This window comes from Methylobacterium sp. SyP6R (assembly GCF_019216885.1).
Lineage (GTDB): Bacteria > Pseudomonadota > Alphaproteobacteria > Rhizobiales > Beijerinckiaceae > Methylobacterium.
Genome location: NZ_JAAQRC020000001.1, coordinates 3,277,508 through 3,301,682 on the forward strand (window position 1 = coordinate 3,277,508; position 24,175 = coordinate 3,301,682).

A 24,175-nucleotide genomic window follows, 5' to 3' on the forward strand; every position below is an offset into this window, starting at 1 on the left:
CCACGATCATGACCGAAGACTCCGCCCTCGCGGCCCTGGCCCCGCTCTTCGAGGAGGTGTTCGGCGAGCCGATCCCGCTCACGCCCGAGCTGACCGCCGAGGACGTCGAGGGCTGGGATTCGACCCGGATGATCGAGCTGATCGTGGCGGTCGAGGCGCAGTTCGGCATCAAGCTCACCACCCGGGAGGTCGATGGCCTCCACAGCGTCGGCGACCTCGCGGCGGTGATCGCCCGCAAGGCGCCACGGTGAGCGCCGACCTCTCCTGGCTGCCGGCGCCGCCGGCGGACTTCGCCGCCCGAATCGGCGAGATCGAGGCTCTTCCCGACGCGGAAGCCTGGGACGCCCTGGCGGCGCTCGCCCGCACCCGCCTCGATCCGGCGCGGACCGGTCGGCTCGACCGGGCCCTGCAGCGGCGTTTCCCGTCCGGCCCCCCGTCCGGATCGACCTGGCGCCTCGCGCTCCTCGGTTCCTCGACGCTCGCCCATCTTGCCGCCGGGATCCGGGTCGGGGCCCTGCGCCGCGACCTTCATCTCTCGGTGCACGAGGGGGCTTATGGCCAGTACCGCCGGGAGATCGACGGCGAGGCCCTGCGCGCCGTCCGGCCCGATGTCGTGCTGCTCGCCCTCGACGCCGCCGACCTCCTCGGACCGAGCGACCCCGATGCCGGGGAGGCGGGCCTCGCCGAGGCGATCGAGCGGCTGACATCCCTCTGGGCCCGGGCTCGGGCGGCGCATGGCTGCGGCGTGATCCAGCAGACGCTGCTGCCGACCGCAGTACCGCTGATGGGCGGCAACGAGCATCGGATGCCGGGTTCGCTCGCCGCCCGCAGCTTGCGCCTCAACGCCGCCCTGCGCGATGCGGCGGCCGAGGAGGGCGTCGACCTTCTCGCCCTCGACGACGCCGTCTCGCGCCACGGCCTCGACGCCTGGCACGATCCGGCCCTTTGGCTGCGGGCCCGCCAGGCGGTGACGCCGGCCGCCGGTCCGCTCTACGGCGACCTCGTCGCCCGGCTCGTCGGCGCCCGGTTCGGCCGCTCGGCCAAGGCCCTGGTGCTCGACCTCGACGACACGCTCTGGGGCGGGACGATCGGCGAGGATGGGCTGTCCGGACTCGTCGTCGGCCAGGGCAGCGCACTCGGAGAATCCTTCCTGGCGCTCCAATCGTATGCTCGCGACCTCGCACGCCGCGGCATCGTGCTCGCCGCCTGCTCGAAGAACGACCCCGAGACGGCCCGGCTTCCCTTCGCCGAGCATCCCGACATGCTGCTGCGTCTCTCCGACTTCGCCGCCTTCGTGGCGAACTGGGACGACAAGGCGACCAACCTCCGGCGCATCGCCGAGGAACTCCGGCTCGGCCTCGAGTCCCTGGTCTTCGTCGACGACAATCCGTTCGAGCGCGCGCTCGTGCGCGAGCACCTGCCGATGGTGGCGGTGCCCGAGGTGCCCGACGAGCCGGCGCTCGTCGCCCGCTGCCTTGCCGATGCCGGCTACTTCGAGGCCGTGGCCCTGACCGACGAGGATCGCGGGCGGGCCCGCGCCTACGCGCAGGACGGCGAGCGCCGGTCCGTCGGCAAGACCGACCTCGCCGCGACCCTCGCGGGGCTCGGCATGCGGCTCGTCTGGCGCCCGTTCGACGCGCTCGGGCTTCCGCGCATCGTCCAGCTCGTCAACAAGACCAACCAGTTCAACCTCACCACGCGGCGCCTGCGCGAGGCCGAAGCCGCGGCGCTGATCGAGGATCCCGACGCCGTGACGCTCCAGTTGCGCCTCACCGATCGACTCGGCGACAACGGCGTGATCGCGGTCGTCATCGGCCGGCTCGGCGGCAGCGACCTCGTCGTCGAGACCTGGCTGATGAGCTGCCGGGTGCTCGGGCGGCGGGTCGAGGAAGGGACGCTCGCGGTGCTGGCGGCGCAGGCGGCCCGCCGGGGCGCCCGGCGCCTCGTCGGGCTCTACCGGGCGAGCGGGCGCAACGGGATGGTGGCCGATCTCTACCCGCGACTCGGCTTCACCGCCGACAGGGAGGGGCGCTGGGTGCTCGATCTCGCCGGCTACGCGCCGCCGGCAGATCTGCCGATGGCGGTGGCGGCGGGCTGAGGGCCGTCACCCCACCCCCGGCAGGCACCCTTCCGTCACCCGCCAGTTCCGCGTCTCGACCGCGGTGCCCGCGGGACCTGCCAGAATCAGGCCGATCGTCGCCTCGGCCTGGCGCTTGCGGGTCCGGGTGGCGGTGTAGATCGTCTGCCAGGCGCCGCGGCAGGCGGGGTCCGCCTCGCGGCGGGCATGAGGCGCAGTATCGACGAAGGTGAGGGCGGCCCGGGTCCCGGAAAAATCCTCGCCTAAGCGGATCTCCGCCGAAACGACGTGGAGGCGGTTTCCCCGCAATCCGGAGACGGGGCGGGAGGCAGCGAGCGTTCCGGGATCGGGTGCGGCGGCATCGAGGGCGTGGCGGGCGGTCGCGGGGTCCGCGAGGAGCGGCGGGCCGTCGGGTGCCAGAGCGGGGGCCTCGACCAGGCTGTGGCGGAGCGCGTAGGCCCGGCCGCAGACCGCGAGCCAGCCGGCGAGGTCGGCATCGGTCGCCGTGGCATAGGGCGCGAAATGCGGCAGCGTGCCCTGCATCAGTCCCTCGCCGCGCCAGACGACCCGGCCGGGCGGGACCTCGCCCGCCTCGCAGACCCGCAGCAGCGTCACCGGCCCGATCGTCCGGAGCGCCGCGAACAGGCGGCGCACCGCGATGTCCGTCTCTCCGGGCGGTCCCTTGCGGACGAGGATCTTGTCTCCCACCGCGAGATCCGCGAGCAGCCTGTCCTTCAGGTAGTCGACCCGGCGGATCTCTCGCGCGAGGATGTCGGCCGGCTTCACCCGGGGCGCCGTGTCGCCCGTATGGTAGGCGAAGCCGTAACGCCGGCTGTGGCAGAACAGGTAGCCGCCGGCACCGACCCGGACCTCGATGTCCTCCGCACCGCCGTAATGCGAAAACCGCGTCTCGACCGCGTGGGTCAGGTCGGCGATCGGCGCCGAGGAGAGGCGGAACAGCCCGAGGGGATCGATGCCGGCATAGCGCTGGGCGATGCCGAACTCGCAATTGTCGCCGAGGCTCTCGAAGGCGCCGAGCAGGGCGGCCGCGGTGAGCCCCGCCGGGGCCGCGGGTGCCTGACGGAATAGCGAGATCATGAGGCCGCGACCTTGACCGGAAACGCCGCCGGCCCGCCCTCGACCGGCGCCAGCACCTTGCCGGGATTGAGGATTCCCATCGGGTCGAGGGCGCCCTTGAGGCGGCGCATCAGGTCGAGGGCGACCGGGTCCTTGTAGCGGGGCAGCTCGTCGCGCTTGATCAGCCCGACGCCGTGCTCGGCGGCGATCGAGCCGTCCATGGCGTGGACGATGTCGTGGACGATGCGGTTGAAGCGCGGCCACTCGGCGAGGAAGGCCGCCTTCTCGACCCCGACCGGCTGGGTCAGGTTGAAGTGGATGTTGCCGTCGCCGAAATGCCCGAACGCACAGACCCGCACCCCCGGCAACGCCGCCTCGCAGGCGGCCGAGGCCCGCTCCAGGAACTCCGCCACCCGGGAGACCGGTACCGAGACGTCGTGCTTGATCGAGCCGCCCTCGTGCCCCTGCATCTCCGACAGGCTCTCGCGCAGGCGCCACAGGGCGGCGGCTTGCGCCTCGCTCTGCGCCAGGACCGCATCCTCGGCGAGGCCGGATTCGATCAGGCCGCCTAAACGCGCTTCCAGTTCCTCGCCGGCGTCGGGGCCCGGCGAGGACAGTTCGACGAGGGCGTAAGAGTGGTGGTCACCGGCAAGCGGGCGCACGGCGCCGGGCAGGTGGCGCAAGACCACCTCCAGGGGAAAGCGCGGCACGTATTCGAAGGCGGTGAGCCGGGGCCCGAGCCGGTCGCGCAGGGCCCCGAAGGCATCGAGCGCGGCCCGCGCCGAGGCAAGGCCCAGGAAGGCGGTCGCCTTCGAGACGGGCCTGGGGTGCAGCCGCAGCACCGCCGCCGTGATGATGCCGAGCGTCCCTTCCGAGCCGACGAAGAGGTTCTTGAGGTCGTAGCCGGAATTGTCCTTGCGCAAAGCGCGCAAGCCGTTCCAGACCTGTCCGTCCGCCAGCACCACCTCCAAGCCCAGCGTCAGCTCGCGGGCATTGCCGTAGGCGAGCACCGCCGTGCCGCCGGCGTTGGTGGCGAGGTTGCCGCCGATCCGGCACGAGCCCTCGGAGGCGAGCGACAGCGGAAACAGCATGCCCGCCGCATCGGCCGCCTGCTGAACGTTGGCGAGCACGCAGCCGGCCTCGACCGTGATGGTGGCATCCAGCGGATCGACCGCCCGCACCCGATCGAGGCGGGACAGCGAGATCACCACGCCGCCATACGGCACGCCGCCGCCGACGAGCCCGGTATTGCCGCCATGGGCCACCACCGGCACCCGCGCCGCGGCGCAAGTCCCGACCGCGAAGGCGACTTCCTCGGTGTTGCGCGGGCGCACGACCGCCAGCGCCTCCCCGCGATAGAGGCCGCGGGTCTCGGCGAGGTGGGGGGCGATGTCGGTCGCGGCGGTGAGGACGTGCGCGGCCCCGAGGCGGGAGCTGAGCGTATCGATGAGGCTGTGGGTCACGGGGGGCGCCGGGGCGAAGCGTCTGCAGGGGAGGGGGTTGCGGCGGGGCGGGATGGCGCCTTGCCGAACCGCCCTCTAGATAACCGTCGGCCGGCCTTTTTTCCAAGATGCGCGGCCCTTCGCGAAACCTCGCCCGAGACAGCAGGCACATGCTCTCCGTGATCCCGAACCCGCCGCGCACCGCGCTCCCGATCCAAGGCACCGACGACCTGTTTCCCGTGCGCCGGGTGTACTGCGTCGGGCGCAACTTCGCCGCCCATGCCCGCGAGATGGGCGCCGACCCGACCCGCGAGCCGCCGTTCTTCTTCATGAAACCCGCCGATGCGCTCCAGGTGGTGCCCGACGGCGAGACGGTGGAGCATCCCTATCCGCCCAAGACCGCGAACTACCACCACGAGGTCGAGCTGGTGGTGGCGCTCGCGAAGGGCGGTCGCGACATCCCGGTGACCGAAGCCCTCGACCACGTCTACGGCTACGCGGTCGGCCTCGACATGACCCGCCGCGACCTCCAGGACGATGCCAAGGCGCTGCGCCGCTCCTGGGAGCTCGGCAAGGCCTCGGACCTGTCGGGCCCGGTCGGCACCCTGAAGCCGGCCTCCGTCATCGGGCACCCGGACAAGGGCGCGATCACCCTCTCGGTCGACGGCGCTCTGCGCCAGAAGGGCGACCTCTCCGACATGATCTGGTCTGTGGCCGAGCAGATCGCCTATCTCTCGACCTACTTCGTCCTGGAGCCCGGCGACGTGATCTTCGCCGGCACGCCGGAGGGCGTCGGCGCGGTCACCCGCGGCCAGACCATGGTCGGGACGATCGCCGGCGTCGGCGAGATCCGCCTGACCGTCGTCTGAAAGACAGGGAGATTGCGGGATGACGCGCCGACAGGCCCTGCTGATGCGGGGCGCCCACCTCGTCTGGCGCTTCACCCGCGGGATGACCCTCGGGGTGCGCGGGGCGGCGATCGATCCGGAAAACCGGGTCTGCCTCGTGCGCCACACCTACATGGCCGGCTGGCACCTGCCGGGCGGCGGCGTCGAGCCGGGCGAGACCGCGCTCGACGCCATGGCCCGGGAATTCCGCGAGGAGACCGGGATCGTGCTCGACGCGAGCGCCACGCCGGCCTTGCACGGCTTCTACTTCAACAACCGGTCCTCGCAGCGCGACCATGTTGCGCTCTACGTCGCCCGCACCTTCACGCTGCCGGTGCCGAAGCGTCCCGACCGCGAGATCGCCGAGGCCGCCTTCTTCCCCCTCGACGCCCTGCCGCCGGATGCCACCCCGGCGACCCGGGCGAGGCTGATCGAAATCCGCGACGGCACCCCGCCCGCCGCCACCTGGTAGAACCTGCCCGAAGCCGGCTCCGGAACCCCTTGCACTCCCCGGCGGAATGGTGTTTATGCCGCTCATCGGCGCCGCCACGGTGACGCCGACGGAAAACAGCGAGCGGGTGTAGCTCAGGGGTAGAGCACAACCTTGCCAAGGTTGGGGTCGAGGGTTCGAATCCCTTCGCCCGCTCCAGTTTTTCCATGAGGCCGAACGAGTTTGGGCGGGTGTAGCTCAGGGGTAGAGCACAACCTTGCCAAGGTTGGGGTCGAGGGTTCGAATCCCTTCGCCCGCTCCAAGTTCGACAGGCCTGACAGTGTGAGCGGGTGTAGCTCAGGGGTAGAGCACAACCTTGCCAAGGTTGGGGTCGAGGGTTCGAATCCCTTCGCCCGCTCCAGTTGTCCCATGACGATCAAGCCAGACACGGCAGTGCGCACTGAGCAACCTGGCGACGAGCCATTGGAAATCGGTGTGTGCAAAGCCGGCAGTGAGACCGTCACTAATGGGTCGCCGCCGGGTGGCGCCGGTCTCGACCTCGAACGCGTCCACCAAGACTCACATCTCATCGATCTGTGACCCGTTGCCTGATCGACACGACAGGTTGCACGGTGCGGGCGCGACGGTCGGGAGCATGGGCCTTCCCCCCTCCGCGCGGGGCTGTCCGGGGAAGGAAGAGGCGCAGGACATTCCCTCTCCCCGCGGGCCTAGCGGATTCACACTTCTCCTCAGAGAGATAACCCTCTGTAAATATGCGCGCTTCCCCTCCCCCTTGTGGGGAGGGGTCAGGGGTGGGGGTGGTGCAGGAGGCACCATAGCGCTCGATCCGGCACCACCCCCACCCCTAGCCCCTCCCCACAAGGGGGAGGGGAAGCGCGCTACCTTTGAGCGGGAAAACACTCGAACCAAGATGTGTGAACACGCCAGCCCTGCGGGCGGGGAGAGGGCCTGGGGATCGAAGATCCCACCACCGTTCAGGTGACACGGCAAGCGGAGGCGAAAGCCGAAGCGGGGGTGAGGGGGTCTCGACGAGTGAGGCTCCTCCGGAAATACCCCCTGACCCTCGCCCTTCGGGCTCCCTGAGCCCCTTCGGAGCTCAGGCCTCTCCCCGCCAGCGGGGAGAGGGGAACCCCGCGCCTTTTACCTGTCCCCGGACAGCCCTGCCGCAGAGAGGGGGGAAGGGGCTGCGCGCGGCGACCGTCGCGAGTTCGGGCAACTCACTCAAACAGGCCCTTGACAATGGTCAGGCCTGCCGGTCTTCCCGACGAGGCCTCGACCGTACTCTCAAAGCGCCTTCAACAGCGCCTCGGCCCCCGACGCGTCCGCCTTCGACGGCGCGTCCTCGACGTTGAGCACCCGCACCACCCCGTCCTCGACCAGCATGGCGTAGCGCTTGGACCGGATGCCGAGGCCGAAGCCGGTGCCGTCCATGTCGAGGCCGAGCGCCTTGGCGAAGTCGCCGTTGCCGTCGGCCAGGAACTCGATGCCCTCGGCGCCGGCCGCCTTCGACCAGGCGTCGAGCACGAACACGTCGTTGACCGAGGTCACCGCGATCGCGTCGATGCCGCGGGCCAGGATGTCGGCGCGGCGGGTGACGTAGCCCGGCAGGTGGTTGCGGTGGCAGGTCGGGGTGAAGGCGCCCGGCACCGCCACCAGCACCACGCGGCGGCCCTTGAACACGTCGTCGGTGGTCTTCGGCGTCGGGCCCTCGGGGCCCATCACCCGGAAGGTCGCCTGGGGCAGGTGATCGCCGACCTGGATCGTCATCGTGGGTCTCCTGACGGAATGGTTGGGTCGGGGTCTAGCGCGGCGGTCTCGGTGAGTCGAGGCGGGACCCCGCGGGCCTTCCCGCGCGTTCCCGCCCGATTGGACGCCGGACCGGATGGATGCCGGACCAAGCGGACTATGGACAACGCCGGGGCGGAGCGTAGCATGGGCTTCATGCGCAGCAGATTTCCACAGGACCTCCTCTCCCCCGACCCCGCCTCCGGCGGGGCGACGGACCCGCGCGCCGGCGATCGGGAGAGTGCGGCTGGTGCGCCGAGCTACCTCGACGGGCAGCTCCTGGTGGCGATGCCGGGCATGGCCGACGAGCGCTTCTCGCGCTCGGTGATCTATCTGTGTGCGCATTCGGCCGAGGGGGCGATGGGGATCATCGTCAACAAGCCGGCCGCCGACCTCAACATGCCGGACCTCCTGGTCCAGCTCGACATCATCGCCGAGACCGACGCGATCCGCCTGCCGAGCCGCATCGGCCACATGCCGGTTCTGATGGGCGGACCGGTCGAGGCGAGCCGGGGTTTCGTGCTGCACTCGCCCGATTTCCACATCGACCAGTCGACCCTGCTGATCGACGACGGCATCTGCCTCACTGCGACGATCGAGATCCTGCGGGCGATCGCGGCCGGCAACGGGCCGGCGAACGCGGTGCTGGCGCTCGGCTATGCCGGCTGGCAGGCCGGCCAGCTCGAGAGCGAGATCCAGGCGAATGGCTGGCTGCACTGCCCGGCCGATCCGGAGCTGATCTTCAACACCTCTCTCGAGACCAAGTACGACCGGGCGTTGCGCGGCATCGGCATCGAGCCGGCCATGCTCTCGGCCACCGCCGGCCACGCCTGACGGGATGGTGTCGGCCCGGCGGCGCTCGTGCCCTGCCGGGCGGAGTCCGGCGAGCGTGCTACTGGTCCTGCGCGCCGGCCTCGAAGCCCGGGTTCATCCCCTCGACGGCCGGGGCCGGACGCCGGACGCGCGCCGCCGGGCGCGGCGCGTTGCTGGCCGTCGGGGCGGCCGTCGACAGGCCGAGGCGAGTGGCGAGCGAGAGCGCCCGCGCCTCGGAGAAGCGCAGGTGGCAGAATCCGTGCGAGCCCTCGCGGACATAGGCGCGGCAGAACTGCTCCCGGTCGGCCGAGAAGGCGGCCTGCTCGGTCACGATCGGCCGCACGTCCTCCCGTGACGCGCGGCGGGTCATCACCTTGTAATTCTCGCGCACCGCCTTGTCGGCGACGCCGCGCGCCGCGTCGAATTCCTGCGCCCGCGGCAGCAGGGTGGCGGCGCCCGGCCCCCACATCCCCTTCGGCGTCGTGGCGCAGTCCGACGCGGTGAAGACGCAGGCCTCGCCCTCGCCGAGCGGCGTGACCATCACGCTACCCTCCAGGATCTCGAACCGCAGCGGGCAGGCCGGGCCGGAGGAGGCCAGTTGCGTCACGCCGTTGGGCTTGCCCTGGTCGGTGAGCGCCAGCGGCTGCCCGTCGCCGAGGGAGACCTTGCAACTTTCCGTCGGCTGCGAGACCTTCGTGCCGGCCAGCGTCAGGCGGGCCGTGAAGCCGCCGCCCGCCCGCTCCAGGCGCAAGGAGCCGGCATTGCCGTTCTGCTGCAGGTCCTGGCCGAGGATCGCGTCGTCGTTGGGGGTCTTCAGCACCACGGGCTTCGGGGGCGCCGGCGGGGCGGGAGCGGGCCGGGGCGCGGCCTCGGGCAGCGGCGCCTCGCCCGGAGCGCGTCCGCCGGGCACCGGCGCCGGGGGCACCGGCGGACGCGCGGCGCGGCCGATGCCGAACAATTCCTCGAGGAAGGACTGGGCCGAGGCCGGAGCCGGCGCCACCATCAGGACCGCCGCGAGGGGCAGGGCCGCCAGCACGGGCAGGGCCACCGGGCGGGGGGAGGGGCGAACGGGCGTCATCAGGCTCCAGGCGAAAAGGCACGGGGCAAAAGGCACAGGCCGAACGGCATGGGCATCGATGTCCCCCAGGGTCCTGAGACGGAGTCCTAGCATGCGGTCCGTGGCAGAGGCGTGGCAAGCCCGCAACATTGTCGTGGCGGCTTGACCATAGGGCGGAGAGACGACCGCCGACGCAGAGCCGGTCCCGCAGCCCGTTCCCACGGTCCCATGTGAGCCTCGTGCAACGAGTGGGCCCCACGCAAATCGCGATGCGCGGGCCGGCCCGGCTCGCCTTGCGGCCCCCAAAAGGCCTTCTTATATCCGGCTCGGCGCGGGCAACTCCCCCGCTCGCCGGGTTCCCGGCGAGGCGCGGTCCGGCCCGCCCGGGCTCAAACCATTCGACAAGTACCGCCATGGGCCGAGCTGCTTCGGGGCTCGGCGGTCTGCTTAAAAAACACCAACGAGGGATCCCACCATGGGTAAAGTGATCGGCATCGACCTTGGCACCACCAACAGCTGCGTGGCCGTGATGGAAGGCACGCAGCCCAAGGTCATCGAGAACGCGGAAGGCGCGCGCACCACCCCGTCGATCGTCGCCTTCACGGACGACGGCGAGCGGCTCGTCGGCCAGCCGGCCAAGCGTCAGGCGGTGACGAACCCCGAGCGCACCTTCTTCGCGATCAAGCGCCTCATCGGTCGCACCTACGACGATCCGATGACGCAGAAGGACAAGGGGCTCGTCCCCTACAAGATCGCCCGCTCGAGCGGCGGCGACGCCTGGGTCGAGGCGGACGGCAAGTCCTACTCCCCGTCGCAGATCTCCGCCTTCACGCTGCAGAAGATGAAGGAGACGGCCGAGTCGTATCTCGGCCAGCCGGTCACCCAGGCGGTCATCACCGTCCCGGCCTACTTCAACGACGCCCAGCGCCAGGCGACCAAGGATGCCGGCAAGATCGCCGGCCTCGAGGTGCTGCGCATCATCAACGAGCCGACCGCGGCGGCGCTCGCCTACGGCCTCGACAAGAAGAAGGCCGGCTTGATCGCGGTCTACGACCTCGGCGGCGGCACCTTCGACGTCTCGATCCTGGAGATCGGCGACGGTGTGTTCGAGGTGAAGTCGACCAACGGCGACACGTTCCTCGGCGGCGAGGATTTCGACAACCGCATCGTCGAGTACCTGGCGGCCGAGTTCAAGCGCGAGCAGGGCATCGACCTGACGAAGGACAAGCTCGCTCTCCAGCGCCTCAAGGAGGCCGCCGAGAAGGCGAAGATCGAGCTGTCCTCGGCCACCCAGACCGAGATCAACCTGCCCTATATCACGGCGGATGCGAGCGGCCCGAAGCACCTGGCGCTGAAGCTCAGCCGCGCCAAGTACGAGTCGCTGGTCGACGACCTGGTGCAGCGCACGATCGAGCCGTGCCGCAAGGCGCTCAAGGATGCCGGCGTCTCGGCGGCCGAGATCGACGAGGTGGTGCTCGTCGGCGGCATGACCCGCATGCCGAAGGTCCAGGAGCAGGTGAAGACCTTCTTCGGCAAGGAGCCCCACAAGGGCGTCAACCCGGACGAGGTCGTGGCGATCGGCGCCGCGGTGCAGGCCGGCGTGCTCCAGGGCGACGTCAAGGACGTGCTGCTCCTCGACGTCACCCCGCTCTCGCTCGGCATCGAGACGCTGGGCGGCGTGTTCACCCGGCTCATCGACCGCAACACCACCATCCCGACCAAGAAGTCGCAGGTGTTCTCGACGGCCGAGGACAACCAGAACGCGGTCACCATCCGGGTCTTCCAGGGTGAGCGCGAGATGGCGGCCGACAACAAGCTGCTCGGCCAGTTCGACCTCGTCGGCATCCCGCCGGCCCCGCGCGGCCTGCCGCAGATCGAGGTGACCTTCGACATCGACGCCAACGGCATCGTCAACGTGACGGCCAAGGACAAGGCGACGGGCAAGGAGCACCAGATCCGCATCCAGGCTTCCGGTGGCCTGTCCGACGCCGACATCCAGCGCATGGTGCAGGAGGCGGAGGCCAACGCGGCCGACGACAAGAAGCGCCGCGAGCTGGTCGAGGTGAAGAACCAGGGCGAGAGCCTGATCCACGCCACCGAGAAGTCGGTGACCGAGCACGGCGACAAGGTGCCGGCCTCCGACAAGGCCGCGATCACCACCGCCATAGACGCCCTGCGCCAGTCGCTCGCCGGCGAGGACGTCGAGCAGATCAAGGCCCGCACCACCGACCTGATGCAGGCCTCGATGAAGCTCGGCGAGGCGATGTACGCCGCGAGCCAGGCCGGTCCGGACGCCGCCGCGGGCGCGGCCCCGGGCGCCGAGCCCAAGAAGGACGACGTCATCGACGCCGACTTCCAGGAAGTCGACGACAAGGACCAGAAGAAGCGGGCGTAAAACACGCCTTGAGGTTGCCGCACGGATCTGAGATCCGTGCGGCCCAGTGATCTTTGCAGCGCGACCCGGTCCCCGGCGCCGACAACGGCGCCGGGGACCGGACGTGTATGGACGATGCCCGACGGGGTACGGCGGGGCCGGGGACAGGAATGTCGAAGCGCGACTATTACGAGGTGCTGGGCGTCGCCCGCACCGCGACCGACGGTGAGATGAAGTCGGCCTTCCGCAAGCTGGCGATGGTCTACCACCCCGACCGCAACCCCGGCGACAAGGAGGCCGAGCTCAAGTTCAAGGAGCTCAACGAGGCCTATCAGTGCCTGTCCGACGGGCAGAAGCGCGCCGCCTACGACCGTTTCGGCCACGCCGCCTTCTCGCAGGGCGGGCAGGGCGGCCCCGGATTCGGCAACGAGTTCGGCGACTTCATGTCGGACATCTTCGACACCTTCTTCGGCGACGCCCGTGGCGGTCCCGGAGGTGGGCGCCCCGGCGGCGGCCAGGGCGGGCGTCCGGGCGGCGGCCGCGAGCGCGGCGCCGACCTGCGCTACAACCTCGAGATCAGCCTCGAGGAGGCCTTCACCGGCAAGACCGAGACGATCAAGATGCCGACCTCGGTCACCTGCGAGGTCTGCGCCGGCTCGGGCGCCAAGGCGGGCTCGAAGCCCAAGACCTGCCCGACCTGCGCCGGCTACGGCCGCGTGCGGGCCGCGCAAGGGTTCTTCGCCATCGAGCGCACCTGCCCGGCCTGCCACGGCCGTGGCGAGATCATCGAGGATCCGTGCCCGGCCTGCTCGGGTGCCGGCCGCGTCACCCGCGAGCGCACGCTGTCGATCAACGTGCCGGCGGGCGTCGACGACGGCTTGCGCATCCGGCTCGCCGGCGAGGGCGAATCGGGCCTGCGCGGAGGACCTGCGGGCGACCTCTACATCTTCCTGTCGATCAAGCCGCACCCGTTCTTCCAGCGCGACGGCGCCGACCTGTTCTGCCGCGTGCCGATCTCGATGGTGACCGCGGCGCTCTCGGGCGAGATCACCGTGCCGGTGATCGACGGCTCGCACACCTCGGTCCGGGTGCCGGCCGGCACCCAGACCAACAAGCAGTTCCGCCTCAAGGGCAGGGGCATGCCGGTCCTGCGCTCGCGCGACGTGGGCGACCTCTACATCCAGGTCTTCGTCGAGACGCCGCAGAACCTCACCAAGCGCCAGCGCGAGCTGCTGCAGGAATTCGACACCCACGGCACGCAGGCCGACAACCACCCGGAGAGCGCCGGCTTCTTCTCCCGGGTGAAGGAATTCTTCGACGGCCTCAGCGGCTCGGGCCGCGCCTGACCCTCACGACGGCGGCTCGGTCCCTGCCTGACGGATTAGGCCGGCGAACCGGGGCAGCCGTTGCGCGTTCTCCCGCGCGAGTGGGATTGCGTGGTTCGCGGGGCGTTCCGGGCGCGTCAGGCTTGACGGCGGCGCGCCTTTGAACGACAGCCGTTCCCCGACCTACTTTTTCGCGTGTTCAAGGGTCTTCGGTCTTGCCTTTGCCTCACCGATCCAGGGCCAAAGCCGTCGCGGTCTCGAGCCCGCTGCCCCACTCGCAGCCGAAGCCCCAGAAGAAGCGCGACATCCTCGAGGACGAAGCGCGGTTCCTGCGCTCCTGGTTCGAGCGGCCCCTGGTCACCGGCGCCGTGACGCCTTCGGGCCGGATGCTCGCCCGCACCATGGCCTCCTACGTCGATCCGCGCCTCACCGGGCCGGTGATCGAGCTCGGTCCCGGCACCGGCCCGGTGACCGACGCTCTGGTGCGCCGCGGCATCGCCCCGGAACGCCTCGTCCTCGTCGAGTACAACCCGGATTTCTGCACGCTGCTGCGCCGGCGCTTCCCGAAGGCCACGGTGCTCCAGGGCGACGCCTACGACATCCGCGCCACTCTGGAGGGCGTGGTCGCCGAGCCGGCCTGCGCCACGATCTCGAGCCTGCCGCTCTTCACCAAGCCGCTGGAGCAGCGCCTCGACCTGCTGACGGCGGCCCACGACCTGATGCATCCGGACGCGCCGTTCGTGCAGTTCACCTACGCGGTGGTGCCGCCGATCCCGGCCAAGTCCACGACCTACACCGCCAGCCGCTCGAACAAGGTGTGGCTGAACCTGCCGCCGGCACGGGTGTGGGTGTATCGCCGGCCCTGAGGGGCACCGGTTCGACGAGTCCGGCCGGCAGCTTTTGGCGGTCCCACCCGTGACCTCATCCTGAGGTGCGACCAACGGGAGCCTCGAAGGAGGGCTCCAGCCTGCGCTGAGGCTTCTGGAGCCCTCCTTCGAGGCCTGCGCTACGCTTCGGCACCTCAGGATGAGGTCGAGAGCGGGATCAGCCGAAGCTTACCTCGACAGGAGCAAGGCGCTCACGCCTTCTCCCACTGGTTCTCGATGATGGTGTAGACCTTGTCGCTGAGGTTGATGTCCATCTCGACGAGCCCGAGCGTGTTCTTCACCCGGCTCAGGGTCTCGGCGAGTTCCAGCACCGGCTCGGGGACCCTGCGCTCCGGCACGGCCGGGCCCTGGAGCTGCAGCACGTCGGCCAGCATCGCCGTGTAGGCGCCCCAGAAATGCTGGTGGCCGATGACGTGGAAGCGCGACAGCGCCTCGATCGCCAGGGTCCAGTGGCCCGGCTTCATCGCCTCGCCCGGGAACGTGCAGGAGAGGTCGCGGGTCAGCGGGTTCTCCAGCCAGGAAAAGGTCTCGAGATCGATCCGGTCGAATCCCTTGCGCAGGGCCGACACGCTGCCGAGATCGAGCCCGGCCGCGAAGGCGCAAGGGGCCTGCAGGTGGTCGACGCGCCAGCTCTGGGCCGGGTCCTTGCCGATCTCCGCCATCCGGCGCAGGTACAGGATGCGCTTGGCCAACTCCACATACGGGTCGACGACCAGGATCGTCTTCACGTACTCGCCCGACTGGATCACGTCCTCGTAGCGTTTCAGGAGCACGCTACCCTGCAGCAGCAGCGAGTTGCTGTACTTGATGTCGATGATGCAGCGCAGAAGGTCGAAGTGGATGTCGTGGATGCCGAAATACGCCATGGCGAATTCCGGGAAGAGCATGTCGCGGGCGGCGTTGTCCTGGTGGATCGTGTAGTCGAGCGCGAGGACGCGGGCCGGGCGATGCGCGGAGTCACTGCCGTGCCGGTAGAGCAGGATGTTGGTGTCGGCGTCGACGATGTCGTAGCGCCCGGCCTGGTCCAGGCCGGGGCAGCTCTGGCCGTCGAGCTTGAAGCCGCAGACGCCGTGGGCGTGCCAGCCGAACTCCTTCAGCTGCGGGTAATGGACCCAGGCCTCGATCACGGTCTCGCGCGTCCGGTCCATGACCACGCGGACGCGCGGCGTGCGGCGCATGTCGTCGGGGGCGATCCAGAGCTCGAAGCTCGCCGGGCCGACGACGTTGAAGTTGAATCGCATGCTGCTTGCTAGGCTGAAGACGGCGTCGCGGCAAGGTCGCGGCGGAGGGGCCCGGGGAGCGCCAGCCTAGCAGCTTCGGCTCGCCGGATCACCCTCGCGGTGGGCAGCGGCCGGGAAGCCCTTGCGGCCGCAGGCCCGCCCGGTCTTGATGCGGCCATGTCCGACTTGTTCGCCTCCGCGGGCCTCGACCGCGACGCTCCCCGTCCCCTCGCCGACCTGTTGCGGCCGACAACCCTCGCCGAGGTCGTCGGGCAGGAGCACCTGACGGGGGAGGGAGGCGCGCTGACCCGGCTCCTGCGCGGACGCAATCTCGGTTCGCTGATCCTGTGGGGACCGCCCGGCACCGGCAAGACCACGGTGGCGCGGCTGCTCGCCGGCGAGACCGACCTGCATTTCGAGCAGATCTCGGCGATCTTCTCCGGCGTCGCCGAACTCCGGAAGGTGTTCGAGGCGGCCCGGGCCCGGCGGGCGGCGGGACGGGGCACGCTGCTCTTCGTCGACGAGATCCATCGCTTCAACCGGGCGCAGCTCGACGCCTTCCTGCCGGTGGTCGAGGACGGCACGGTCACGCTGGTCGGCGCCACCACCGAGAACCCCTCCTTCGAGCTGAACGCCGCGCTCCTGTCCCGGGCCCGGGTGCTGGTCTTCCGCGCCCTCGACGAGGCGGCGATCGCCAAGCTCCTCGACCGGGCCGAGGCGGTGACCGGCCGGACCCTGCCCCTCGACGGGCAAGCCCGCGCGGTGCTGGTGCGGATGGCCGACGGCGACGGGCGGGCGGCGCTGACCCTGGCCGAGGAGGTGTGGCGCTCGGTGGGACCCGGCGAGACCCTGGATGCCGCCCTGCTGCAGGAGCTGATCCAGCGTCGGGCTCCCGTCTACGACAAGGCGCAGGAGGGCCACTACAACCTCATCTCCGCGCTGCACAAGACGGTCCGCGGCTCGGACCCCGACGCCGCCCTCTACTATCTCTGCCGGATGCTGGATGCCGGCGAGGACCGGCTGTTCATCGCCCGCCGGCTGGTGCGGATGGCGGTGGAGGATATCGGGCTCGCCGATCCCCAGGCTCTGGTGGTGGCGAACGCCGCCAAGGACGCGTTCGACTTTCTCGGCTCGCCGGAGGGCGAGCTGGCGCTGGCGCAAGCCGCGGTCTATCTCGCCACGGCCCCGAAATCGAACGCAGTCTACACCGCCTACAAGGCCGCAACGCGCTTGGCCAAGGAGCACGGCTCGCTGCCGCCGCCCCGCACCATCCTCAACGCGCCGACCAAGCTGATGCGCAGGCTCGGCTACGGCGAGGGCTACCGCTACGACCACGACGAGCCCGACGCCTTCTCGGGCCAGGATTACTGGCCCGAGCGCCTGGGGCGCCAGCGCGTCTACGTGCCGACCGACCGCGGCTTCGAGCGCCGCGTCGCCGAGCGCCTGGAGTGGTGGGATGCGCGGCGCCGGGAGCGCACCGACGACGATTCGTGACGGCCGTGTGAACAACTGGACCGATAGGCGTTGACGCGCCACTCTCCCTTAAGTCAGCCTGCGGGAATGAGACGGAATCTCCTCCTCCCGCACGGTCCAGCCGGATGACGGCGCGGGTTCTCTCGATCGCCAATTGCAAGGGCGGCACCGGCAAGACCACCTCCGCGGTCAATCTCGCGGCCGAGTTCGGCGCCAGGGGGCATCGGGTCCTGGTGGTCGATCTCGATCCGCAGGGCCATGCGGGATTGGGGCTCGGAGTCACGGCCCGGCTCGGCTCGCCCAACGCCCATACGCCGCTCCTGCGGCGCCAGGCCGGCCTCGACGGCGCCGCCCAGGCCACCGACGAGGACAACGTCGCGGTGGTGCCGGCCGACCGGGGCTTCGACGGGCAGCTCGGTACCAATGACATCCGCTGCCTGGCCGACGCCCTCAGCCCCTTGAGCCGCGTCCACGACCTGGTGCTGATCGACGTGCCGCCGGCCTCCGCCGCCCTCACGGTCTGCGCCCTGATGGCGAGCGACGGCGTCGTCGTCCCCACCACCCTCGACCCCCTCGGCCTGGAGGGCGTGCGCCAGTTCGCCCGCTCCTATCACGACACGATGCTGCGCTTCCGCGCTGCGCCCCTCGGGCTCGCCATCGCGCCGATGCGGATCGACCTGCGCACCAATGTCGAGCGGGAGAGCTTGGGCAGCTTGCGCACCGCCTTCGGGCCGGGCCAGATGGTACGCGGCGTGCGCACCGACGTGGCGGTGAGCGAGGCCTTCGCCCGGCGCCAGCCGGTGCGCCGCCACCGCCCCCATGCCCGTGCGACCGAGGATTTTTCGGGCCTCGCCGACGATCTCGTGCAGCGCTTCGGCATCGACTGCGCCGCCGCCTTCGCGGAGCCGTCCTACGGGCGCCAGGAGGGGTTCTCGCGCGGGATCTCCTGGCGATGACGATGGGCGAGGACGGGGATTTTCAAGGATGACGGGCCGGCGATGATTCGCCGGGCGTGACGGAAGGGCTTGCGGGTGCTACGAGCCGCCGCATGACGAAGCCTCCTTCTCGCGGTGGTACCGGGCGGTCGCGGACCGGCCCGGGCGGACCCGCCTCGGGCCGCCCGCCGCGGGCCCGCACCGGACCGCGCAACACCGCGCGCGACGCCGCCGAGCGCGCCGCCGGCCTGGTTGTCTCCAACCGCGCTCCTCCCACGGCTCGCGCCGCCTTCGGCCGCGACATGAGCGACGCTGCGCCCTGGGAGCGCGACGAGGCGCCGGCCCGTGCCCCGGCCGGCAAGTTTCCGGCCAAGCCGAAATCCGATAAGCCGAAATCCGATAAGCCGAAATCCGACACGCCGAGATCCGATCGTCCGCGCACGGGTGCGGCGGAGCGGCCGGCCCGAAGCTTTTCCGAGGGCCGCGCGCCGGCCCGGCCGCGGCGCGATGAGCGCCAGGACGAACGCCGGGCCTCCGGCGAGGCCCCGCAGCGCCGCGCTCCCGCGGACGACAAGGGCCCGGCTGCCAAGCCCCCGACCCGGCGGGCACTCCGCGAGGCGACCGCCGAGGCGCTGGCCACCGGCGTGCAGACCCTGGAGGTGACGCCTGACGAGGCCGGGATGCGGATCGACCGCTTCCTCTCGGCCCGCTTCCCGCAATTGCCCTTCACCCGCATCCAGAGCCTGGTGCGCAAGGGCGAACTGCGCGTGAACGGCAAGCGCGCCAAGGCTGCCGACCGGGTCGAGCCCGGCGCCAGCGTCCGCGTGCCGCCGCTCAGCCTGGAGGCGCGCCCACCCGCCCCGAACTCCCCCCGGGCGGAGGGCGACCTCGCCTTCCTGCGCTCCCTGATCCTCTACGAGGACCAGGACATGATGGTGCTCAACAAGCCCTTCGGCCTTGCCGTGCAGGGCGGCTCGGGCACCACCCGCCACGTCGACGGCCTGCTCGAGGCGATGCGCGACAAGGACGGCCAGAAGCCGCGCCTCGTCCACCGCCTCGACAAGGACACGGCGGGCTGCCTCATCATCGCCAAGACGAGGCTCGCCGCGGCGACGCTCGCCAAGACCTTCCGGTCGCGGGCGGCGCGCAAGATCTACTGGGCGCTCGCCGCCGGCGTGCCGAAGGTGCGCCAGGGCCGGATCTCGACCTATCTCGCCAAGGAGGAGATCGGCGACGCCGATGCCCGCATGCGGGTCGCCAAGCACGGCGACGAGGGGGCGAGCCACGCCCTGACCTACTACGCGCTGGTCGACCAGGCCGGGCAGAAGCTCGCCTGGCTGTCGCTCAAGCCGGTCACCGGCCGCACCCACCAGTTGCGGGCGCATGCGGCCCATATCGGCCACCCGCTCATCGGCGACCCGAAATATTTCGACATCGAGAACTGGGAATTGCCCGGCGGCATCCAGAACCGCCTGCACCTGCTCGCCCGGCGGATCGTGATCCCGCATCCGCGCACCGCCAAGCCGATCGACGTGACGGCGCCGCTCCCGCCCCACATGGTGCAGAGCTGGAACCTGCTCGGCTTCGACGCCGCGCGCTACGACCCGATCGTCGAGGCGCCGGAGAGCTGACGCTACGGCCGTCCAGCCTAGGCCGGACCATCGGGGCAAGCCCTTGGCAGGACGGCGGCGCGCCTTATTCTCAAGGTGGGCCGCGACCACGGCAGAAGCGTGGGCTTGGATTAGCGTCCGCTCGCGTTGCGAACGGACGCCGATCCAGGTCTTCGATTGTGCCGCATTGTCTCCGACGAACCGGTATCCACCTCGTCGGACAATGCTCCAGCGGCTCCGTCCGGGAGTGAGACAAGCCAGATGAGACCCGCCGCGCTCGCCAGCCTCGGCCTGATCGGATTCCTCGCCTTCGCCGGGACGGCGCAGGCCCAGCCCGCCCCCGCCACCCCGGCACCGGCCGCCGCTCCTGCGGCGCCCGTCGCCCGTCCTGACGGCAAGGCCGCGGCGACCCGGCCGGACGGGCGCCAGCAGGACGGACGGAACGCCCCCGCGGAGGGCGGTGCGGCGGCCAAGCCGGCCGCGCCCGAGCGGACCACGCATCGCCGCCGCCGGCCGAGCTACGCCGCCTGCAACCGCGCCTCCCAGCGGCGCAGCCTGCATGGCGGCGCACGGCGCCGCTTCCTGATCCGCTGCCGCCTGGGCTATGAGCGGATCCAACCGGGCCAGCCGGCCCGCGCCAGGCCCTGAACGGCGGCGGGCCGCGCCCGGTGCGACAGCGCGGCCCGAACCCCCAAAGATCCTGCCGAGGTCCTGCCAAGATTCTTCAATGATCCTGCAATGATCCTGATCGTCTTCGACGTCGACGGCACCCTCGTCGACAGCCAGCACCTGATCGTGGCGGCGCAACGCGAGGCCTTCGCCTCGGTCGGGCTGCCGGCGCCGACGCGGGAGCGCTCGCTGTCGGTGGTCGGGCTGTCGCTGCCGCAGGCCTTCACCGCCCTCGTCGGCGCCGACGGGCCGGTCGTGGCCCTGTCGGACGCCTACAAGCAGGCCTTCGGCCGGCTGCGGGCCAAGGCCGAGATCCGCGAATCGCTGTTTCCCGGCGCCGCGGACCTCCTGGCCCGGCTCAACCGCGAGCCGGCGGTGCAACTCGGCATCGCCACCGGCAAGTCCCGCCGCGGGGTCGACCATCTCGTTGCCGTCCACGGTTGGGAGGGCTGGTTCTCGACCGTGCAGACCGCCGACGACGCTCCCTCGAAGCCGCATCCGGCGATGCTCGAGCAGGCGATGGCCGAGACCGGCGCCGCGCCGGACCGGACGGTGATGATCGGCGATTCGACCTACGACATGGTGATGGCGCGCGGCGCCAAGGTCGCCGCGCTCGGCGTCGCCTGGGGCTACCACACGCCCGAGGCCTTGCGGGCCGCCGGGGCGCATGCGGTGATGGAAAGCGTCTCCGCGCTCGAAGCCGACCTGTTCCGGCGGATCGCGGCGGCCTGATCGCCGTCTCGCAACCCAAGTCCCGAGGCCCTATCTTTCCACTCATGAGCAACGACGTGACCAGCGACTGGCTCGGGGACCCGGAGGGCGTACCCGATCCGGTCCGCGCCGCCCGCCAATCGGCGAAGCCCGCGCTGCCGAAGCGCTTCTACACGGAAGCCAGCGTCGCGCCGGCCGAGGACGGCTACCGCCTCGTCCTCGACGGCCGCCCGGCCCGCACCCCCGCCCGCCGCTACCTCGCGGTGCCGCAGGCGGCGCTGGCCGAGGCCCTGGCCGAAGAATGGGGGGCGCAAGAGGAGTTCATCGACCCCGCCCGGATGCCGCTGACCCGCCTCGTCAACTCGGCGCTCGACGGCGTAGCCGAACGGCGCGAGGCGGTGGTCGACGATCTCGCGGCCTATGCGGGGACCGACCTCGTCGTCTACCGGGCCGGGGACCCCGCCCGGCTCGTGGCGGCACAAGCGGCGGCCTGGGACCCGGTGCTCGACTGGGCGCACGAAGCCTTGAACGCGCGGTTCATGCTGAGCGAAGGGGTGATGCACGTTACCCAACCGGCGGAATCGCTGGCCGCCATCCGATGCGCCATCGAGGCGGTGGCGAGCCCGACCGCGCTCGCGGGACTTCATTCGATGACGACCCTGACCGGCTCGGTTCTGATCGCGCTCGCGGTTCTCCGCGGCCGGCTGACGCCGCAGGCGGGCTGGGCCGCGGCCCATGTCGACGAGACGTTCCAGGCGGAGGTCTGGGGTCGGGATGCGGAGGCCGAGGACCGCCTGGCCCGGCGGCGGACCGAATTCGAAGCCGCGGCGCGGGTCGCGGCGCTCAGCGCGTGATCGGGCCGGGGCGCTGCGCCCCGGCCGCGCGACCTCCTACGATTTCCGACCGATCGCTTCGCGATGCGGAAATCGGCATCGCTCAGGCGTGTGGAGCAAAGCTCCGCCGTCGCGGGCTGGTGATGCGAGGTCCGGAGATAATTTTCCGGACTTCGTATCACTTCTTCAGCGAGCCGGTGGCGATGTCGGCGTTCGGGTCCATCGCCGACGGCACCGACGGGCCGAAGGCCACGAGGCCGTTGGTGTCGATCCCGCGGACATCAACCTCGGCGCCCGGCGCCATGCGGGGCAGGGCGGCGAAGAGCGGCATGCCGGCCGGCACGCTGGCCGAGAAGCCCGGAACGTCGAGGACCGGGATGCCGGCCTGATCCAGGGTGGTGCCCTCGGCGCGCGCGGCGGCGGAGCCGGCCAGAACGAGGCCGGCCGCGATGACGGTCTTGAGAAGCATCTCGGTGTCTCCGGTGCGAGGCAGGTCTTGCTAAGGGTTTCTTGGCTAGACAATGCGCAGACCCCGGCCGCGGTTCTCCAAAAAAGCTTATCCGGCGGCGCGCCAACCCTCCCGCGGTAGCGGCTCCCGGGGAGCCGCGGCAGGCAACTGGTGGAACAGGTGGAAGCCGCTTGTCTCGGCGCCGCGCTCGGCGATCTCGGCCGAGAAGCCGGGCGGCGCCTCGGACGGGGCTTCGATGCTGCCGGCATAGGTCCAGGCCTCGCCGGTGACGAAGGCCGGCACCGGGAAGTCGTTCGGCACCGCGCAGACCAGGTCCGGCTCCTCGCGCCGACGGAAGAGATTGTAGGTCGGCCAGCGCCGTACCGTCCGCGGCCAAGGCCGGCCGAACTCCCCGCGTGTGAGCCCCGGGCCCGCACTGCTCGCAATCATGGTGTGTCTCCCCCCGGGTTCGGCCGGTTGCATCTTGGGGCCGATGCATATCCGCCAGGACCGGAACCGCTGATCACATTCGATAAGATTTGCGACTTTTCTATGCAATACTGCCGATACGGCATAGCCTGGATTGATCCGTGCGGCGGAAGGTGCAGCCGCCTACCCCTTTAGGCCAAGCTGTTGGCCGGCATTTCAAAATTTTGAAGGTGGGGCTCAGTTTTTTCAGTTTTCCTTGGTCCGCGCGGGCCCGCATAGTCGCCCTCGACACGGCGATCCGGGGCGGCCGGCGGCGACGAACCGCCTGCTTCCCGAGCGCCGCGCCTGCGCCGACCCGAGCCGGCATCGTGCCGGCGGCGCGCACCCGAATTCACGAGACCGGACGGGCAACGTCCGGGATGTTCAGGCCGTAGGGGCCGGAGGAGACACCATGGCTGGATCGAGACGTCCGGGACGCAACTTCCTCTTCGTTCCGGGTCCGACCAACATCCCGGATCGGGTCGCGCGCGCGATGATCGTGCCGTCCGAGGACCATCGCTCGTCGTCCTTCCCCGAGCTGACCCTGCCGCTGTTCGAGGAGACCAAGAAGGTCTTCAAGTCCCGCGAGGGCCAGGTCTTTCTCTTCCCGGCGACCGGTACCGGCGCCTGGGAAGCGGCGCTCACCAACACGCTCTCGCCCGGCGACCGGGTGCTGGCCCCGCGCTACGGCCAGTTCAGCACCCTGTGGATCGACATGGCCCGCCGGGTCGGCCTCGACGTCGAGGTCCAGGAGGAGGAGTGGGGCACCGGCGCCAACCCCGAGCGGATCGAGGAGGCCCTTCGCGCCGATCGCGAGCACCGGATCAAGGCGGTTCTGGTCGTCCACAACGAGACCACCACCGGCGTCACCTCCGATATCGGCGCGGTGCGCAAGGCTCTCGACGCGGCGAACCACCCGGCGATGCTCTACGTCGACGGCGTCTCGTCGATCGGCAGCATCGACTTCCGGGCCGAGGAGTGGCGGGTCGATTGCGCCATCACCGGCTCGCAGAAGGGGCTGATGCTGCCGGCGGGCCTCGGCCTCGTCTGCGTCAGCAAGCGGGCGCTGGAGGCCGCCAAGACCGCCGAGTGCCGGCGCGTCTTTTTCGACTTCGCCGACCAGGCCAAGGCCAACGCCACCGGCTACTTCCCCTACACGCCGTCCGTGCCGATGCTCTACGGCCTGCGCGAGGCGCTGGCTTGCGTCGAGGACGAGGGGCTGGAGAACATCTTCGCCCGCCACCGCCGGCTCGCCGACGGCACCCGCGCGGCGGTCAAGGCCTGGGGCCTGACGCTGTGCGCGAAGGAGCCGAAGTGGCATTCCGATACGGTGAGCGCCGTGATGGTGCCGGAGGGGATCAACGGCGCCGAGGTGATCGACATCGCCTATCGCCGCTACAACCTCGCGCTGGGCGCCGGCCTGTCGCAGGTGGCGGGCAAGCTCTTCCGCATCGGCCATATCGGCGACCTCAACGAGCTGATGCTGCTCGGGGCGCTCGCCGGCGTCGAGATGGCGATGCAGGATGCCGGCATCCGCATCACCCCCGGCAGCGGCGTCGCCGCGGCGACGGAGCATTTCCGGAATACGCGGGAAGTGTAGGCACGGGTCTCTCCTCTCCCCGCGGGCGGGGAG

22 protein-coding genes and 3 tRNA genes are annotated in these 24,175 nt (G+C 70.8%); 18 read left to right on the top strand and 7 right to left on the bottom strand.

From position 1 onward, the window contains the following. Nucleotides 1–8 precede the first annotated feature (8 nt). Nucleotides 9–251 (top strand): acyl carrier protein, encoded by a 243-nt coding sequence (locus HBB12_RS15205; protein ID WP_236990120.1) that lies wholly within the window; start codon nucleotides 9–11, stop codon nucleotides 249–251. Beyond that, entirely contained in the window at nucleotides 248–2,098 is a 1,851-nt protein-coding gene (locus tag HBB12_RS15210) for an HAD-IIIC family phosphatase (RefSeq protein WP_236990121.1), read from the top strand. Before HBB12_RS15205 ends, HBB12_RS15210 begins: the two co-directional genes overlap by 4 nt. 6 nt (nucleotides 2,099–2,104) lie before the next feature. On the opposite strand, the gene HBB12_RS15215 is transcribed toward HBB12_RS15210, so the two are convergent. Beyond that, the gene (locus HBB12_RS15215) at nucleotides 2,105–3,175 is read right to left on the bottom strand and encodes a hypothetical protein (protein ID WP_236990122.1); all 1,071 of its coding nucleotides are present in this window, start codon (nucleotides 3,173–3,175) and stop codon (nucleotides 2,105–2,107) included. After that, nucleotides 3,172–4,617, bottom strand: coding sequence for an FAD-binding oxidoreductase (locus HBB12_RS15220; RefSeq protein WP_236990123.1), 1,446 nt, complete (start codon nucleotides 4,615–4,617; stop codon nucleotides 3,172–3,174). Before HBB12_RS15220 ends, HBB12_RS15215 begins: the two co-directional genes overlap by 4 nt. Before the next feature lie 149 nt (nucleotides 4,618–4,766). Between HBB12_RS15220 and HBB12_RS15225 the strand changes: the two genes are divergently transcribed. The 5 genes from HBB12_RS15225 to HBB12_RS15245 all read left to right on the top strand — a co-directional run bounded on the left by HBB12_RS15225 (nucleotide 4,767) and on the right by HBB12_RS15245 (nucleotide 6,334). Further along, a complete protein-coding gene (locus tag HBB12_RS15225) occupies nucleotides 4,767–5,465 on the top strand; it encodes a fumarylacetoacetate hydrolase family protein (RefSeq protein ID WP_236990124.1) in 699 nt (232 codons plus the stop codon). A 19-nt stretch (nucleotides 5,466–5,484) separates the two neighbouring features. Beyond that, nucleotides 5,485–5,955: an NUDIX domain-containing protein gene (locus HBB12_RS15230; protein ID WP_236990125.1), complete on the top strand. Its 471-nt coding sequence runs from the start codon at nucleotides 5,485–5,487 to the stop codon at nucleotides 5,953–5,955. Between the two features lie 102 nt (nucleotides 5,956–6,057). After that, nucleotides 6,058–6,132: transfer RNA gene (locus HBB12_RS15235), tRNA-Gly, on the top strand. 28 nt (nucleotides 6,133–6,160) lie between these two features. After that, nucleotides 6,161–6,235 (top strand) — tRNA-Gly (locus tag HBB12_RS15240). 24 nt (nucleotides 6,236–6,259) lie between these two features. After that, a tRNA-Gly gene (locus tag HBB12_RS15245) sits at nucleotides 6,260–6,334 on the top strand. 884 nt (nucleotides 6,335–7,218) lie between these two features. On the opposite strand, the gene HBB12_RS15250 is transcribed toward HBB12_RS15245, so the two are convergent. After that, nucleotides 7,219–7,701, bottom strand: coding sequence for a peroxiredoxin (locus tag HBB12_RS15250; RefSeq protein ID WP_236990126.1), 483 nt, complete (start codon nucleotides 7,699–7,701; stop codon nucleotides 7,219–7,221). A gap of 165 nt (nucleotides 7,702–7,866) precedes the next feature. On the opposite strand from HBB12_RS15250, the gene HBB12_RS15255 reads away from it, so the two are divergent. Next, nucleotides 7,867–8,553 carry a YqgE/AlgH family protein gene (locus HBB12_RS15255; protein ID WP_442919270.1) on the top strand — a complete coding sequence of 229 codons (687 nt, stop codon included), beginning with the start codon at nucleotides 7,867–7,869 and terminating at the stop codon, nucleotides 8,551–8,553. 58 nt (nucleotides 8,554–8,611) lie between these two features. Here the strand turns inward: HBB12_RS15255 and HBB12_RS15260 are convergent, their stop codons facing one another. Then, complete coding sequence (locus HBB12_RS15260) at nucleotides 8,612–9,610, bottom strand: cupin domain-containing protein (RefSeq protein WP_236990127.1); 999 nt, start codon at nucleotides 9,608–9,610, stop codon at nucleotides 8,612–8,614. Between the two features lie 454 nt (nucleotides 9,611–10,064). Here HBB12_RS15260 and dnaK point away from each other — a divergent pair, with 454 nt between their 5' ends. The 3 genes from dnaK (at nucleotide 10,065) to HBB12_RS15275 (ending at nucleotide 14,154) form a co-directional block, all read left to right on the top strand. Next, nucleotides 10,065–11,984 carry a molecular chaperone DnaK gene (dnaK, locus tag HBB12_RS15265; RefSeq protein WP_236990128.1) on the top strand — a complete coding sequence of 640 codons (1,920 nt, stop codon included), beginning with the start codon at nucleotides 10,065–10,067 and terminating at the stop codon, nucleotides 11,982–11,984. 149 nt (nucleotides 11,985–12,133) lie between these two features. Next, nucleotides 12,134–13,309 carry a molecular chaperone DnaJ gene (dnaJ, locus tag HBB12_RS15270; protein WP_236990129.1) on the top strand — a complete coding sequence of 392 codons (1,176 nt, stop codon included), beginning with the start codon at nucleotides 12,134–12,136 and terminating at the stop codon, nucleotides 13,307–13,309. A gap of 194 nt (nucleotides 13,310–13,503) precedes the next feature. Next, nucleotides 13,504–14,154 (top strand): class I SAM-dependent methyltransferase, encoded by a 651-nt coding sequence (locus tag HBB12_RS15275; RefSeq protein ID WP_442919271.1) that lies wholly within the window; start codon nucleotides 13,504–13,506, stop codon nucleotides 14,152–14,154. 212 nt (nucleotides 14,155–14,366) lie between these two features. Here HBB12_RS15275 and HBB12_RS15280 read toward each other — a convergent pair whose 3' ends face one another. Further along, nucleotides 14,367–15,416 (bottom strand): hypothetical protein, encoded by a 1,050-nt coding sequence (locus tag HBB12_RS15280; RefSeq protein WP_236990130.1) that lies wholly within the window; start codon nucleotides 15,414–15,416, stop codon nucleotides 14,367–14,369. 156 nt (nucleotides 15,417–15,572) lie between these two features. On the opposite strand from HBB12_RS15280, the gene HBB12_RS15285 reads away from it, so the two are divergent. The 6 genes from HBB12_RS15285 (at nucleotide 15,573) to HBB12_RS15310 (ending at nucleotide 21,647) form a co-directional block, all read left to right on the top strand. Beyond that, nucleotides 15,573–16,889, top strand: coding sequence for a replication-associated recombination protein A (locus HBB12_RS15285; protein WP_236990131.1), 1,317 nt, complete (start codon nucleotides 15,573–15,575; stop codon nucleotides 16,887–16,889). A 104-nt stretch (nucleotides 16,890–16,993) separates the two neighbouring features. Then, nucleotides 16,994–17,824, top strand: a complete 831-nt coding sequence (locus HBB12_RS15290) for a ParA family protein (protein ID WP_236990132.1) — start codon at nucleotides 16,994–16,996, stop codon at nucleotides 17,822–17,824. A 92-nt stretch (nucleotides 17,825–17,916) separates the two neighbouring features. Then, complete coding sequence (locus tag HBB12_RS15295; protein ID WP_236990133.1) at nucleotides 17,917–19,434, top strand: RluA family pseudouridine synthase; 1,518 nt, start codon at nucleotides 17,917–17,919, stop codon at nucleotides 19,432–19,434. A 240-nt stretch (nucleotides 19,435–19,674) separates the two neighbouring features. Beyond that, nucleotides 19,675–20,061 carry a hypothetical protein gene (locus HBB12_RS15300; RefSeq protein ID WP_236990134.1) on the top strand — a complete coding sequence of 129 codons (387 nt, stop codon included), beginning with the start codon at nucleotides 19,675–19,677 and terminating at the stop codon, nucleotides 20,059–20,061. 90 nt (nucleotides 20,062–20,151) lie between these two features. Further along, entirely contained in the window at nucleotides 20,152–20,814 is a 663-nt protein-coding gene (locus tag HBB12_RS15305) for an HAD-IA family hydrolase (protein WP_236990135.1), read from the top strand. A 44-nt stretch (nucleotides 20,815–20,858) separates the two neighbouring features. Next, a complete protein-coding gene (locus tag HBB12_RS15310) occupies nucleotides 20,859–21,647 on the top strand; it encodes an ATP12 family chaperone protein (protein ID WP_236990136.1) in 789 nt (262 codons plus the stop codon). 157 nt (nucleotides 21,648–21,804) lie between these two features. Here the strand turns inward: HBB12_RS15310 and HBB12_RS15315 are convergent, their stop codons facing one another. Both HBB12_RS15315 and HBB12_RS15320 read right to left on the bottom strand, forming a co-directional pair. Next, nucleotides 21,805–22,095, bottom strand: coding sequence for a hypothetical protein (locus HBB12_RS15315; RefSeq protein WP_236990137.1), 291 nt, complete (start codon nucleotides 22,093–22,095; stop codon nucleotides 21,805–21,807). Nucleotides 22,096–22,182: 87 nt separating this feature from the next. Beyond that, nucleotides 22,183–22,524, bottom strand: coding sequence for a hypothetical protein (locus tag HBB12_RS15320; protein ID WP_236990138.1), 342 nt, complete (start codon nucleotides 22,522–22,524; stop codon nucleotides 22,183–22,185). A 430-nt stretch (nucleotides 22,525–22,954) separates the two neighbouring features. Here HBB12_RS15320 and HBB12_RS15325 point away from each other — a divergent pair, with 430 nt between their 5' ends. Beyond that, nucleotides 22,955–24,142, top strand: a complete 1,188-nt coding sequence (locus HBB12_RS15325; protein WP_236990139.1) for an aminotransferase class V-fold PLP-dependent enzyme — start codon at nucleotides 22,955–22,957, stop codon at nucleotides 24,140–24,142. Nucleotides 24,143–24,175: the final 33 nt, after the last annotated feature.

Excerpts from the sequence above, each read along its gene's own strand:
- HBB12_RS15205 (WP_236990120.1), top strand. The coding sequence starts at position 9 with ATGACCGAAGACTCCGCCCTCGCGGCCCTGGCCCCGCTCTTCGAGGAG.
- HBB12_RS15215 (WP_236990122.1), bottom strand. The coding sequence starts at position 3,175 with ATGATCTCGCTATTCCGTCAGGCACCCGCGGCCCCGGCGGGGCTCACC.
- HBB12_RS15225 (WP_236990124.1), top strand. The coding sequence starts at position 4,767 with ATGCTCTCCGTGATCCCGAACCCGCCGCGCACCGCGCTCCCGATCCAA.
- HBB12_RS15230 (WP_236990125.1), top strand. The coding sequence starts at position 5,485 with ATGACGCGCCGACAGGCCCTGCTGATGCGGGGCGCCCACCTCGTCTGG.
- HBB12_RS15250 (WP_236990126.1), bottom strand. The coding sequence starts at position 7,701 with ATGACGATCCAGGTCGGCGATCACCTGCCCCAGGCGACCTTCCGGGTG.
- HBB12_RS15255 (WP_442919270.1), top strand. The coding sequence starts at position 7,867 with ATGGGCTTCATGCGCAGCAGATTTCCACAGGACCTCCTCTCCCCCGAC.
- HBB12_RS15260 (WP_236990127.1), bottom strand. The coding sequence starts at position 9,610 with ATGACGCCCGTTCGCCCCTCCCCCCGCCCGGTGGCCCTGCCCGTGCTG.
- dnaK (WP_236990128.1), top strand. The coding sequence starts at position 10,065 with ATGGGTAAAGTGATCGGCATCGACCTTGGCACCACCAACAGCTGCGTG.
- dnaJ (WP_236990129.1), top strand. The coding sequence starts at position 12,134 with ATGTCGAAGCGCGACTATTACGAGGTGCTGGGCGTCGCCCGCACCGCG.
- HBB12_RS15280 (WP_236990130.1), bottom strand. The coding sequence starts at position 15,416 with ATGCGATTCAACTTCAACGTCGTCGGCCCGGCGAGCTTCGAGCTCTGG.
- HBB12_RS15285 (WP_236990131.1), top strand. The coding sequence starts at position 15,573 with ATGTCCGACTTGTTCGCCTCCGCGGGCCTCGACCGCGACGCTCCCCGT.
- HBB12_RS15290 (WP_236990132.1), top strand. The coding sequence starts at position 16,994 with ATGACGGCGCGGGTTCTCTCGATCGCCAATTGCAAGGGCGGCACCGGC.
- HBB12_RS15295 (WP_236990133.1), top strand. The coding sequence starts at position 17,917 with ATGACGAAGCCTCCTTCTCGCGGTGGTACCGGGCGGTCGCGGACCGGC.
- HBB12_RS15300 (WP_236990134.1), top strand. The coding sequence starts at position 19,675 with ATGAGACCCGCCGCGCTCGCCAGCCTCGGCCTGATCGGATTCCTCGCC.
- HBB12_RS15305 (WP_236990135.1), top strand. The coding sequence starts at position 20,152 with ATGATCCTGATCGTCTTCGACGTCGACGGCACCCTCGTCGACAGCCAG.
- HBB12_RS15310 (WP_236990136.1), top strand. The coding sequence starts at position 20,859 with ATGAGCAACGACGTGACCAGCGACTGGCTCGGGGACCCGGAGGGCGTA.
- HBB12_RS15315 (WP_236990137.1), bottom strand. The coding sequence starts at position 22,095 with ATGCTTCTCAAGACCGTCATCGCGGCCGGCCTCGTTCTGGCCGGCTCC.
- HBB12_RS15320 (WP_236990138.1), bottom strand. The coding sequence starts at position 22,524 with ATGATTGCGAGCAGTGCGGGCCCGGGGCTCACACGCGGGGAGTTCGGC.
- HBB12_RS15325 (WP_236990139.1), top strand. The coding sequence starts at position 22,955 with ATGGCTGGATCGAGACGTCCGGGACGCAACTTCCTCTTCGTTCCGGGT.